The sequence below is a fragment of the Thermodesulfobacteriota bacterium genome, from assembly GCA_036397855.1.
Taxonomy (GTDB): domain Bacteria; phylum Desulfobacterota_D; class UBA1144; order Nemesobacterales; family CSP1-2; genus DASWID01.
In genome coordinates, this window is sequence record DASWID010000024.1 from 24,246 (window position 1) to 37,569 (window position 13,324).

At 38.7% G+C, this 13,324-nt stretch carries 8 protein-coding genes and 1 tRNA gene; 6 read left to right on the forward strand and 3 right to left on the reverse strand.

Annotated elements, in window-relative coordinates; genetic code table 11:
* The first annotated feature begins 58 nt into the window (after positions 1-58).
* The 6 genes from VGA95_01760 (at position 59) to VGA95_01785 (ending at position 9,436) form a co-directional block, all read left to right on the forward strand.
* Positions 59-1,288 carry an alkaline phosphatase family protein gene (locus VGA95_01760; protein ID HEX9665262.1) on the forward strand — a complete coding sequence of 410 codons (1,230 nt, stop codon included), beginning with the start codon at positions 59-61 and terminating at the stop codon, positions 1,286-1,288.
* Positions 1,289-1,361: 73 nt separating this feature from the next.
* Positions 1,362-2,321 carry a lysylphosphatidylglycerol synthase transmembrane domain-containing protein gene (locus VGA95_01765; protein ID HEX9665263.1) on the forward strand — a complete coding sequence of 320 codons (960 nt, stop codon included), beginning with the start codon at positions 1,362-1,364 and terminating at the stop codon, positions 2,319-2,321.
* Between the two features lie 319 nt (positions 2,322-2,640).
* On the forward strand, positions 2,641-4,137 hold the full coding sequence (locus VGA95_01770) for a glycosyltransferase family 39 protein (protein ID HEX9665264.1): 1,497 nt from the start codon (positions 2,641-2,643) through the stop codon (positions 4,135-4,137).
* A gap of 496 nt (positions 4,138-4,633) precedes the next feature.
* Entirely contained in the window at positions 4,634-6,043 is a 1,410-nt protein-coding gene (locus VGA95_01775; protein HEX9665265.1) for an SAM-dependent methyltransferase, read from the forward strand.
* A gap of 557 nt (positions 6,044-6,600) precedes the next feature.
* The gene (locus VGA95_01780) at positions 6,601-8,280 is read left to right on the forward strand and encodes a sulfatase-like hydrolase/transferase (protein HEX9665266.1); all 1,680 of its coding nucleotides are present in this window, start codon (positions 6,601-6,603) and stop codon (positions 8,278-8,280) included.
* Positions 8,281-8,551: 271 nt separating this feature from the next.
* Positions 8,552-9,436, forward strand: coding sequence for a hypothetical protein (locus tag VGA95_01785; protein HEX9665267.1), 885 nt, complete (start codon positions 8,552-8,554; stop codon positions 9,434-9,436).
* 40 nt (positions 9,437-9,476) lie between these two features.
* On the opposite strand, the gene VGA95_01790 is transcribed toward VGA95_01785, so the two are convergent.
* The 3 genes from VGA95_01790 to VGA95_01800 form a co-directional block, all read right to left on the reverse strand.
* Positions 9,477-9,554, reverse strand: a tRNA-Glu gene (locus tag VGA95_01790).
* 337 nt (positions 9,555-9,891) lie between these two features.
* Positions 9,892-11,274, reverse strand: coding sequence for an argininosuccinate lyase (gene argH, locus VGA95_01795; protein ID HEX9665268.1), 1,383 nt, complete (start codon positions 11,272-11,274; stop codon positions 9,892-9,894).
* A gap of 280 nt (positions 11,275-11,554) precedes the next feature.
* Positions 11,555-12,802: a dicarboxylate/amino acid:cation symporter gene (locus VGA95_01800; protein HEX9665269.1), complete on the reverse strand. Its 1,248-nt coding sequence runs from the start codon at positions 12,800-12,802 to the stop codon at positions 11,555-11,557.
* Between the last annotated feature and the right edge of the window lie 522 nt (positions 12,803-13,324).

Consider the following 13,324-nt stretch of genomic DNA (forward strand, 5'->3'; position numbering starts at 1 on the left):
GATACGATGGAGATGCAGTTTTCGAAAAGGAAGAGAGCGGAAGAACTGTGGAGATTTTATGAGTAATAAATTATTCGATCGATTTATGATATGTCACATAAGTGCTCTTGATTCTAGGAGAATCAATAAAAAGCATACCCCTTTCTTGGCGGATTCGTTCAATGGATATCCGTCGGTGACAATAGAGACGATTCCTGAGGTTGACTTGGATCCAACCATTATGACTGGCGTATATCCACATACGCATAAAATGTGGCAGGTCCGCTTAAAGGATGCGTCGGGGCCTGGCTTCGGGCCGACATTAACAGACGGGGTACCTGAAGTATTAACGTCCACATTTCAATGCCTCGTCCACCTTTTCACCGGTTCATTTGATTTGGCTGGTGTTCCCAGTTGGCGGCGTAGGCGATTTGAAATAAGTAAAACAAGGTTCATGAAGAGGAGTGTAAGGGGGTTTCTGAGGCTAAATGGAATAGACACATATCTTAATGTAGTTGGTGAGAAAGACTGCAGCTTTATATATAATGAGAGGTTCGATGAATTATTTTCGGTATTGACAAGTCTTTCTCCTTTGAAGCACAAGCTCCAATTAGTGCAGATACATTCCTTAGACACCTTGCAACATTGGAATTTGGATAATCCGAATTACATTCAGACTTCCTATGGGGAGATTGATCGCTTTGTCAAAGAGCTTCATAATCAGTGCAGGAAGAATGGTATCACTCTTATGGTCTTATCCGATCATGGTCAGGAACCCGTTAAACGTAGCATTAATATACTCAAATTATTGAGAAAAATGGGGATACCTAAGCATGAGTATACCTATTATATCGAGGCTCCTAAGGCGAGGTTCTGGTTTCATTCGGATCGTGCTCGTGAGACTATTCTTGAGAAGCTCTCGTCTATACAGAATTCTACGCTTTTATCATATCGGGACCTCCATAAATATAATGTCAGATTCGAGGAGGAGAGTTTTGGCGAATACTATCTCATTGCAGAGCCCGGTTATATCTATTTCCCAAATGATTTTTACCATCCCTTGGCAAATATATTTTTAGGAGTTACAGACAGGCAACAACGAAGCCGTCTCTCTAGCCCGCAATATCGTGGCTACCATGGTTACCTGCCACATAATGAGTCTGAAAAAGGGTTCATGATTCTTTTGGATGACTGTTATAAAGCCTCGAAAAAAGCGGTGAAGATTATAGATGTCGCGCCAACTGTGTTACGGTTGCTGGGATACGAAAAGCCGGATTATATGATAGGTAATTGTGTGTTTTATATTTAACTTCACCAGTCTAGATCTTGCTCATTCTTCCGTCGTAGAAGGACTATAATTTATCTATATGGCTTTAAGTGGAATGATAAGAAAAAGGATATTGTGGACTGGACTTAGGGCATTTATTGCTTTTGGCATCCTCTATTATCTTTTTAGAAAAGTTCCTATTTCTCATGTCATAGGCACCCTTGCCAGCGCGAATTCAAACTACCTTTTTTCGTCTCTGCTAGTAACAATTCTGATAAGCCTGCTTGTTTCATACCGTTTGAAGTTTTTAGCAGAAAATCAGGGTATCCCAGTAACTACTTTACAAGCGTTCGAGATTAATACGGCGGCATTATTCTATAGACTATTTTTGCCAGGGGGTAATATAGCCGCAGGAGTCATTCGCTTTTATAAATTGTCATCACCGAATAGGAAAATGACGGAAGCCTTAGCCGCGCTCGCTTTCGATCGGATAATTGCAACAATCGCCCTGTGTATCGTGGGTATAAGCTTCTGGTTCATTCATTTTCCTTCTAATTCGGGCTATATTGCTCTGGGCATGAGTTTTGTTTTGACGGGATTGATCCTGGTAAATTTCGTTGTGTTTTTTGACAGAAGTTCAATTTTATTGAAAAAACTGTCGGAATTATTGGACCTAACTTTACTTTCGTCGGCTATATCGAGGCTTGTGACCATAATAAATTGTTTTAGGAGATTATCTTCAAATTCTATTGCCTTTATATTAACGCTATCTTTAACTTCACAGGTTCTCGGAGTAGTCGTTTACTATCTGTTGGCATTAGCGTTGAATATTGAGATTTCATTCTTTGCAATGGGCTGGATAAGGTGTGCGGTAGTTTTGATCACAATGATACCAATATCAATATCTGGGCTGGGAGTAAGAGAAGGGTCGCTGCTCCTGCTATTAAAGCCCTATGGTGTAGATAATGATGAATCCCTGGCTTTCTCGTTTCTAATATTTATCATAACAGTTGTGATGATAGGGGTAATTGGTGGACTACTAGAAGGTTTAAGATTTCTTCTAAAGGATGTTTGATTTTCCTAGAAATTATTTTAGATTGAGAAGATGTAAGCATGGATGCTTTTATGTTCTGTTAATAGAATTAGTCCTATAATAAAATATCGCGTTCGTTCGCTGCCATGAGGATCATACATATTATTAGTCGTATCAGCGCTGACTAACTTTCCTTAGATGGCACATAGATATTTTGTGTTAATTCGCTTCGCATCAAAGGGTTCTATAAAAAGCATATCATCTTTTCCATATCCGAGTGGAGATTATATGTTAATTAACCAATATCAGGAATCCTCTATAGGTTCCTCAGGCCTTTTGGGGAATTAGCCAATTAAATACTATGGGGAAATTAAATATTGATGTAAATCTGATTCACTGGTTATTGCTAAACCTGATCATAATGCTGGGTGCTTTTTTAAGATTCTATGATTTGGGAGGCGAGAGTTACTGGTATGACGAAATAATAATGCTGCGCGTGGCCCAAGATAATATCTGTACAATTGTCGAAGGTGGTCGCCCTCCTATATATATAATTCTGGCTCATTTCTGGATTAAGCTCTTTGGGACTGAAGAGGTTGCAACGAGGTCACTATCAGCGATATTGGGTGTGGCATCTATTCCTCTAATTTATTTGCTAGGTAAGGAGTTGTTCGACAGGAAAGTGGGTTTGATCGCCGCTTTTCTCATGGCGATATCGCAGTTCCAGATATATTATTCCCAAGATTTCAGGTATTACAGTCTTTTCGTACTAATGACTCTTTTTTCGTTTTTATTCTTTATACTCGCTTTAAGAGTAAGATCGGTTACTTATTTCGTATGTTATGTGATTTCAAGCATTTTGATGTTCTACACACATACCTTCGGTGTATTTATCATTGTGGCACAAGCTATTTATTTTATTTTAAAATCCAGGAATTACGGGCAATTGGTGGCACTATGGTTTTTGAGCCAAGTTTTAATACTCTTAGCCTTACTGCCTCGCATTATAAATTACCTATTTAAGGTAAACACTGGCAACATTGGCCCCAGATGGTTGCCAGATCCGCCGTATTGGACTCCTTTGATCACCTTGCAAAATTATGTTGGTGCCGGACTCGATTATCCTAGCTGGCAGACCCTTACGATAGGATTTTTGTTTTTCTTTTTCGGGATTTTGTTATTTGCTTTATGGAAGGGAAAGGATCGATGGGTCGAGTCGGTTGGAAGGCTCTCAAGAGATATAAGCGATCTTTCAACCAAACGCGACGAGTTACTGTTAATTGGTTTGTGGTTGTTGGTGCCGATATTATTGCCGTTTATATTATCGAAGATTTTACGTCCAATGTATCATTATCGATATACTATAGCTGCATCACCCGCACTGTATTTGTTCTTAGCTTTAGCCATTGCGAAATTTCGAAAGGTTATTCCTGAATTGATTTCGGTAGGCCTCATTTTAATCGTTATTGCGCCCGGATTGCATGAATTTTATGTTGCACCGGTTAGGGAGCAATGGCGTGAAGCGGCAAAATATGTAGAGGATAATTCGACAATTGATGATGTAATAATATTTGCTGATGCCGGGAAAGACCAGAATCGTGCTACTTTTAATTGGTATTATAGGGGGGCTCTGTCAGAATGTGGCATTAACAAGCACCTAAAGGACTATGCAGCTATCGATAAGGAGTTTGTGAAATGTATGAAAGACACTGGCCGGTTTTGGTTTGTGGTACGAGAGGTGCCAAGCCCGGCCCACTATTTGACTGAATTCTTCTTAAGCAACACGAAAAGAAACCTAAAGCTGATAAGGGAACGAAGGTTTACGAAAATTACAGTCTACTTATTTCAGATGATGTGAATGTCGTTGCTCATCTGTCGTGTAAAGTGTTGAATCTTTGTTACTGCGATTTGGTTATTTTCTTAAGTTATTAATTGAAATTATTGAGTCTCAATTCTATCCCTATATTTTTCTTATGAAGCGCAAGGTCTGAAAGATACCGGTTTATTTTTTTTAAGGACCCATTACCTATGTAAAATATGGATAGATTATATTATTATTACTATTAGGCGCGAACCTTAAGAATCAGATAGCTCGCTAAAAAACTTCGAATATTAGATGTCGGGGGAATGGATTATGCGAAATGATGTTAATTTAATTTTAGATATTTCCGTATTCTTGTCGATTTTATATTTCCTATCGACGGTGAAAGCATTTTCTTATATTGATCCTGGAAGTGGAAGTTATATTTTGCAAATAGTAATCGCAAGTGTTTTAGGAATCTTAACTTTGATTAAGATTTATTGGTCAAAGCTGAAGGCATTCTTTGTCAGTTTTTTGAGCAATAAGCAGGATAATGAATCCACGAAATGATAATTTTTTAAATCAGATGCCTTCACCTGGTTCTTTTCGAGATAGAAGCGGTTTTGTCTTTCTTCGTGATTATCAGATATATAGGCAAGTCAATAAAGATTACGCCGACAATTATGAGGCATTTATGGGCTCCGGGCTGTATAATGAGCTTGTTAAAAAACGTTCTTTAATTGAGCATGAAGAGGTGTCCATTGGTTATGCTCTCTCGGATGATGCCTATAAGATTATAAAACCACGTTTGATACCTTTTATTTCTTATCCTTACGAATGGTGTTTCAGTCAATACAAAGGCGCGGCACTTTTGACTTTAGACATTCAAAGAACCGCATTTGATTACGGTATGTCCCTTAAGGATGCAAGCGCATACAACATTCAATTTATTGATTGTGAACCTGTGCTAATTGATACGCTTTCTTTCGAAAAATATAAGGAGGGTGAACCCTGGATTGCCTATAGACAGTTCTGTCAGCATTTTCTCGGCCCCCTCGCGCTTATTTGCTACAAGGACGTTCGCCTCAGCCAATTGATGAAAGTGTTTATCGATGGTTTCCCACTCGATCTTGTAAGTAGTCTCCTTCCTTTCAGAACAAAGACGAAGTTTTCTCTAATTTCTCATATACATCTTCACTCAAAGGCTCAGAAGATGTTTTCCGATAAAGGGTTTAATGATAAAAAAAGAACGATTAGCAGGATTGGCATTATTAGCATAATAGATAGCCTAAAATCAGCGGTTCAAAGTCTGACCTGGGATCCTGAAAAAACAGTGTGGTCGGACTATTATGATAAGACGAATTACACGGAGCGGGGCTTTGCACACAAGAGAGAAATTGTCTCGATGTATTTAGATGAATTAAGAGAGGCGAAGAGTTTATGGGATTTTGGTTCAAATGTTGGAGAATTTTCACGGATAGCTGCGAGGAAGGGATTGCAGACGATCTCCTTTGATGCTGATCCTCAAGTGGTTGAGGAGAATTATCTTAAAGCAACCAGGGAAGGTGAAAAAAATCTTCTCCCTCTTTTATGTGATTTAACAAATCCGAGTCCTGATATAGGTTGGGAAAATAAAGAACGTTCATCACTTTTAAAAAGGGGACCCGCTGACACTGTCCTGGCATTGGCGGTGATACACCATCTCGCCATAGCTAATAACGTACCGTTGTCTAATCTGGCAAAATTTTTCAGTAGCATTTGCAAAGCTTTAATTATTGAGTTTATACCAAAGTCCGACACAAGGGTTCAAAAACTTCTTTCAACTAGGCAGGATATTTTTAAAGACTACAATCAGGAATGTTTTGAATATGAATTCAAAAACTATTTTTCGGTCCTTGATTCTGTGCTTGTAAAGGATTCAGAAAGATCGATTTATTTGATGAGGAAACTCAAGCCTTTGTAAAATATGAGCTGGGAGTGTTGCTTGTAGCAGCGGGAATTTGTGTCGATATGTCTATCACTTTTATATTGAAATAAGCGAGGATTGGAATCTTGTTTACTTCAATCCCAAGTTTCCACATTGATCGATATAAAATACTTCGGGCATTACTTGTCTCCAGTTGTTTTATTCTGTTTTTATGTTTTTTCACACCTCTTGATATATTTTTTAATAATACTAAAGAATTTGATTACCTATTCAATGAGATTTATTTATACTTACTAATAGTATCCGTATCCTTAATCGCACTTCTAACCCTAATCCTTATCTTAATTCCTAAGCCCGTATTTGAAAGAGTACTGAGTCTGTCTCTCGTTATCATAATTTTGCTTTGGGTACAGGGAAACGTTTTTTATAAAGACTACGGTCCATTGGATGGAGGTAAAATAAATTGGGATAAATGGGCGACTTGGGGTTATTTTGAGGCTAGCCTCTGGTCGATAATGATCATATTGACGATTATCTTTTTGCCTTGTATAAAAAAAATTATAAATAAAATCTGCATTGTCATAATACTAACTTTGATTTCCACTTTTGCGATCAAGTATTTTGAATACTCCCCTTTAGATAAGAGGGAAGTCATTTTTGATGAGTCAATTAAATTCGACTTTTCTTCGGATAAGAATATTATTTTGATCCTTCTTGATGAGGTGCAATCGGATGTTTTTGATGAGATCATATCCGAAAGTCCATACTTTAAGGAAAAATTTAGTGGATTCGTTTATTACCCGGATACGGTTGCTGGTTTCCCATTTACTGAAACGTCTGTACCAAACATATTGACCGGTACATACTATGATAACTCAGTCCCATTCCGCGAGTATATAGAAAAAGCTTATCTCGGAAATTCAATTCCAAAGGTATTAAAGGAAAAGGATTTTCAGGTTGACTTAATTCCGACCTTTTACGATGACACTCTTCTTAAGAGTCACACCATTGCTTCTAACCTTACTAAAAAAGGTCAGATTACAAATTTTAGTCAAGGTCTGAGCAATAGTCTTCATTTAATCGATATTGCACTTTTCCGCAATGCGCCTCAGTTATTAAAAAGGCATGTAATTAACGATAATAAATGGTTTCTAACGGAACTGTTGCCAAGTGATAAATCTAAATTAAGCCATTTAAACTGGTGGTCTGGGGACAAGAATTTCTATGGTGAAATTTCTAATATCAATAGTTCCGTGAGGGTGCCCGTGTTCAAGTTCTTTCATCTCAAAGGATGCCATGCACCATATAATTTAAACGCGCGGGGAGAGTATGTACCTTCCACAGACACCCGTGAAACTTATAAGAACTTTTTAGTATTTAATCTTAAAAGACTGGTTTCATTCTTGGATGAATTAAAATCAAAAGGAATATATGATCGGTCTTTAATTTATATCTTTGGTGACCACGGTGCAGGCAGGTATGAGGAGCTAAAAATCAATACTGAACTGATAGAAAATCATGGATATATTAATAGAACTACTATACCACACAAAATCAAGGCGAGAGCAATTCCCCTCTTCATGACTAAAACTTTTTCTTCTACCGGAGAATTAAAAATTTCAAGTGAGCCGGTATCTCTTGCCGAGATACCCCAAATGGTTTTTAAAGATCTTAATATTAAGCTAGATCATGCAGGTGGGGGATTTTTAAACGATGGATCTGCCACGCAACATACTCGTAAGTATTTTTTCTGGAATCACCCATATACTGATCCTCTATATGAGTATAGTATTAAAGAGGATGGATGGTTAGACACTTCATGGAGTGGCCCCAATAGAGTTTATACGAAAAATGGTTCGTATGAAAAGGATTTTTCCGCTATATTTGAGAAAAGCAATTCAAACAATTATAGGATAGAATCTTCTGGACCATTAGAGAACTACGAATTCGAATCGTCGGGAAGAGGGAGTTATTCGATCAAAATTAAAAAGGCTAATCGAAGATCAAACTATTTTTTGAGTCTTATACTTGATAATAATATTGAATTAGACGATCTTGAAATTAACGTTTATGTTGACAAGAGGATAATAAAGAAGATAAAGATAAAGAAAAATTCCCATATCTCTGAAACTTCAATTTTCGGCGTGCACATTCCCAGGACATATTTATTGAAAGGAGATTTAAATATAAATATCTCGTACAGCGGAGATGCCTCTTCAAGTATCGTTAACCCTTTCGAGGCTATACATCTATTTAAGCTTAAGAAGACTTAGGTTTGATCATGGCTTGTTTGTGGTTTTTTAATGTTTTCCCTATTAAAGTAAAAGTTTTCCAAGCCCGTATCAATAGAGGTCATTTTTATATCCGGTGAAACACTCTTATATCTTTCTCCGAAATCTTGAAGCGTCTGAATACTTTGAAGTATTTCTTGTCTCGGCGGTATCTTCAATCCTCATTATACGTCTTTTTTTAAGACTTACCGGGTATCCTCAGATCGGAAATAGTAACCTCCACATCGCTCATATGCTTTGGGGCGGTCTATTAATGTTAATTTCTATAATGATCCTTCTTTTTTTTCTGAGCAAGAGAATCGAGTGGTGGGCAGCGCTATTTGGCGGGATTGGATTTGGTACATTCATTGATGAAGTTGGAAAATTTGTAACCCAGGATAATGACTACTTCTTTCAGCCGGCCGTTGCCATCATGTACGTCATATTCATAATCATTTATATGGGGGTTCATACAATTCAAACCGGTTGGGTTTATACAAAAAAGGAATACCTCGTTAACGCAGTAGACAGTCTGAAAGAACTAGCTTTAAGGGATCTCGATGAGGAAGAAAAGCGGAAAACTATCGGTTATTTAAACAGGAGTAATCCATTGGACCCTCTCGTGATTTCGACAAAAAACTTGTTAGTGAATACCAAGGCTGCAACAGCTCCAAGGCCTGGAATGTATGCTCGTTCAATTTCTTATCTAAATCAACTCTATCTCAGGGTTATTGAAAAGCGTGCTTTCACTTTGACGGTCATTATCGTTTTTTTACTGAACCTGGTCGTTAGCACGTCCGTTGTCATTTTTTATATTTTTTTCCTGGGATTAGGCTGGCAGAGGATTTTAAATCTATCAATTTTTAGTCATATAGAAAATAGATTCTATAACATTTCGTTCGTAGATGGGGCTGAGATTCTATCATCCCTGGCATCAGGGATTTTTGTTTTTATCGGGATATACTATCTGCGGAAATCAAGGCTTAAGGCCTATCAGATGTTTGAAAGGTCGATTTTGATATCAATTTTCCTGACTCAGGTTTTTATTTTCTATAAAGAACAGTTTGCTGCCTTAATCGGGCTTTCAATAAATATTCTCTTTTTCGTGGTGATAAAATTTATGATCGAAAGGGAGAAATTGGGAACTAAAATTGTTTAGTATTTAAATACAAGCTTGGGTTGATCATAGCGATATTAGGTGGCAGCCCCTACGGGATTTGAACCCGTGTTTCTGCCTTGAGAGGGCAATGTCCTAGACCAGGCTAGACGAAGGGGCCGTGAAGCTACTAAAATTTGTTAACTGATCAAAATAATGTATAACATGAAATACAATAATCAAGCAAGCATGCGAGTGTCTCACTCTTTTCGTTCTGGATGCTTAAAAAAAATTAAGTTCGAGCTGGTTCCACGGGCCCTATTTTAGGTGATGAATTTACGGGTAGCTGTCGCAGACTACTTTTCTCGTATAGATCCACGCATTCTGTCATGCCCGAGGATTTTTGTCGGGTATCCACTGATAAAGAATATGGATTCCCTATTAAGGCGTTAGGGAATGACACAAATGACACAGGGAGTCTAATAACGATCGGGGACATACTTGTCCCGCTTTAACTCTTACCACTTAGAAATCTCTTTTTTATTTTCCTTGATCATATTTAAGACATTTTGTTTGGATGTTCCGCCCAGTGATTTTCTGCTTGCTACCGAGCCCTCTAGATTAAGGAGTTGGAGTAGTTCTTCTTCGATTTTGTTTGAGAATCTTTTCAGCTCGGAGATAGAGAGTTCAAAAATCTCCTTGCCCTTCTCTTCGGCATACCTGACTATTTCTCCAGTTATCTCATGGGCTTGCCTAAACGGTACCCCCTTTCTGGCTAGGTAGTCTGCCAGATCTGTTGCAAGAGTGTGCCCTCCCGTGACTGCTTTATTCATATTGTCAGGCTTGAATTTAATATTTCTCATCATCTCTATCATGATTTCAAGGCAAGATTTAACTGTGTTGACTGTGTTAAACATCGGTTCTTTATCTTCCTGCATGTCTCTATTGTAAGAGAGTGGAAGGCCCTTCATCAACGTGAGGACTGCAATAAGGTATCCATATACCCTACCGGTCTTTCCCCTGATCAGCTCTGCAATATCGGGATTTTTTTTCTGAGGCATAATGCTCGAGCCGGTAGTAAATTCGTCCCCGAGGTCGATGAAGTCGAATTCCTTGGTAGACCATAGAACAAGTTCCTCCGAGATTCTACTCATGTGCATCATAAGCGAAGACGAGGTTGAAATGAATTCAATTATGAAGTCTCTATCACTGACACTGTCGATGCTGTTTCTAGTTATTTCTGGAAATCCAAGGAGCTTAGCCACATAGTGTCTGTCAATTGGAAAGGATGTTCCAGCGCCCGCACCCACACCGAGAGGCATCACATTTACCCTTTTGCGGCAGTCAATGAGACGACTCCTTTCCCGTCTTAGCATCTCAAAGTAGGCGAGCAAGTGATGTGAGAGTAATACGGGTTGCGCCCTTTGAAGATGTGTGTAAAGTGGCATGATTACGTCCGGATGTTTTGAAGCCAGGTTCAGTAAAGTTGTAGAAAGTCTTTTGATCAGATTGAGGATTTCATCTATTTCACCCCTTAAATAAAGGCGCATGTCTAGAGCGATCTGGTCATTCCTGCTTCTTGCCGTGTGAAGTTTACCGCCAACTTCGCCTATTTTATCAATAAGGCGTTTCTCGATGTTGAGGTGTATGTCTTCGTATTCCCCCCTGAACGGAAATGTGCCTGTTTCTATTTCCCTTTGAATTTCCTTTAATCCCTTTACTATCCTGTCAGATTCTATTTTTTGAATAATGCCTGTCTTACCAAGCATCTTAGCATGCGCTATGCTACCCTCAATATCCTCTCTAAAAAGTATCTTATCTACGTCAATGGAAGCGGAGAATTTCTCAGCTAACTCATGTGTGCTCTTGTTAAATCGGCCCTGCCATGGTTTCTTAATCAAATTCGACTCCTCGATTCTGAGCTTTCAATATGTATCGGGATGTTAGGATAAACAAACAAACCCCATTCATCAATAAATTTCTGTGCTTATTGATTTTACCTAGCCCGGCTCAATCCTTTCTTCAGTGCCATAAATAAGCCCAACAATAAGTGTAAGTAGTCCTCCAAGTTGCTCTGTTATTACTAGCTGATCGGTTAGAGAATAAACAAATTCTTTTAGGTCAAGAGGAACTCAAGATTATTTTTTAACATACAACCTAATGGAATGGAAGAACTATTTGTCACGTGAGCTCTAGCGAAACCTTTTCATCTGCAATTTCTTTTGTCTCGAATCGGTCTAATACTGCGGCTCCCACGCAGTCTCCCCATACATTGATCGTGGTCCTGAAACGATCCAGTAGCCAATCTATGGATAATATCAGTCCTATACCCTCAAGCGGTAATCCCACGGCCTGAAGGACCAGCACCATAGTGACGAGACCAGCCTCGGGTATGCCAGCTGCTCCAATAGAAGCGAGCGAAGCAGTAATAAAAACCACGATCAGCTTATCCAGGCCGAGATGGATGCCGTAGCTCTGGGCTATGAATATTGCGGCAACAGCCTCGTATAGAGCGGTACCATCCATATTTATAGTCGCCCCAAGTGGTAATACGAATCGACAAACCTTTGGTGACACCTTGGCTTCGTCTATTGCTCCTGCCATTGTGAGTGGTAGTGTCGCTGAAGAAGAGGCAGTCGCAAATGCAGTTAAAAGGGCTTTACTCAGGCTTGATAAATAATCTATTGGATTCCTTCTTGACAGAACATAAAGAATCAATGGGAGAACAACAAAACCATGGATAAATAATCCGAGAAGAACGCACCCTACATATTTGCCGAGCTGCAGAGCGAGATTCATGACCTCGCTCCCACCCCCTGCCAATCCTAACCTGTTCGCTATGAGTCCAAATACACCTATCGGGGTGAAAATTAGTAGCCAGTGAACTATCTTCATTACAGCTCTATCGATTAAGCTAAAAATTTCTATAATCAATTTGTTTTCTTTTCCGAGTGTCGCAAAGGCTACGCCGAACAGGATAGAGGCTATAATCAGTGGAAGTATTTGAAATTTCGCTGCGGACTCAAAAAGGTTTGGAGATATCAAATCCTTAAGTAGGTCGACAAACGTGATCCCTTCTTTTCCTCTAATTATCTCCGGGATTGCACCTTTAAAGACGCCGCTTCCTAGACCGGGCTGTATAATGGTGACAATGAGAATTCCTATGAAGACGGCTATAGCTGTTGTAGTGAGATAGTAAATTAGCGTTTTTATACCCAGTGAGCCAATGTTTCCAGCTTTCATTATACTCAGCGTTATTGAAACAATTATTAAAGGAAGAACGATCATTTTTAATGCGTTTAGAAAGATTGCGCCGAGAAATCCCGAGTTTACACCTAATTCAGGGAAGAGTGAACCTACAAATACTCCGAGAAATGCACCAATCAGTATGCCAATTATGTGATTGTAATGTCTAAGAAGTCTTTTCATTCCTAAAAAATTTTCTACTACGTATGCTTAAGTTTCGATCTACTAAATTTTTTTCAGTTTTTTTATTAACGAAAAGTCCGTTTAACTGACAAATTTCCTATAGCTTGCTACAGGCCTTCCGGTGCGAGCACTTCGCTAACCTGTACTGGCCGTTCGACTTTTCTCAGCGCTCCTCGCAATTGTAGATGTTATTTATTTCGTTGACAAGCTTCTTTGCAATTTCATTAATATTTCTATTTTTATTAAACATTTTCGGAATTGAAGGGTTTTGATTGGTCTTCCAAAAATTGCGTTAAGAAAATCAAAAGCGAAGACGTCCAAAAAATTTACGGGTTGCGGTTGAATTAAATTTTTTAGTCGGAGTGTATGATTTTTAGCAAATTTTTGGGTAGCCTTGATTTTTGCTTCTTTGTATCAAGACAAAGAAGTCAGAAAAAAGGGTGAGATATAGGAAGAAATTGCTTTTAAAGGTTACGTCGTCGAAATATCTAACATCTACAGCAATGACTGAAGGGACTGTTT

What these genes read in the sequence shown, in the direction of transcription:
- VGA95_01760 (HEX9665262.1), top strand. Translation starts at nt 59, where the DNA reads ATGAGTAATAAATTATTCGATCGATTTATGATATGTCACATAAGTGCT.
- VGA95_01765 (HEX9665263.1), top strand. Translation starts at nt 1,362, where the DNA reads ATGATAAGAAAAAGGATATTGTGGACTGGACTTAGGGCATTTATTGCT.
- VGA95_01770 (HEX9665264.1), top strand. Translation starts at nt 2,641, where the DNA reads ATGGGGAAATTAAATATTGATGTAAATCTGATTCACTGGTTATTGCTA.
- VGA95_01775 (HEX9665265.1), top strand. Translation starts at nt 4,634, where the DNA reads ATGAATCCACGAAATGATAATTTTTTAAATCAGATGCCTTCACCTGGT.
- VGA95_01785 (HEX9665267.1), top strand. Translation starts at nt 8,552, where the DNA reads ATGTTAATTTCTATAATGATCCTTCTTTTTTTTCTGAGCAAGAGAATC.
- VGA95_01800 (HEX9665269.1), bottom strand. Translation starts at nt 12,802, where the DNA reads ATGAAAAGACTTCTTAGACATTACAATCACATAATTGGCATACTGATT.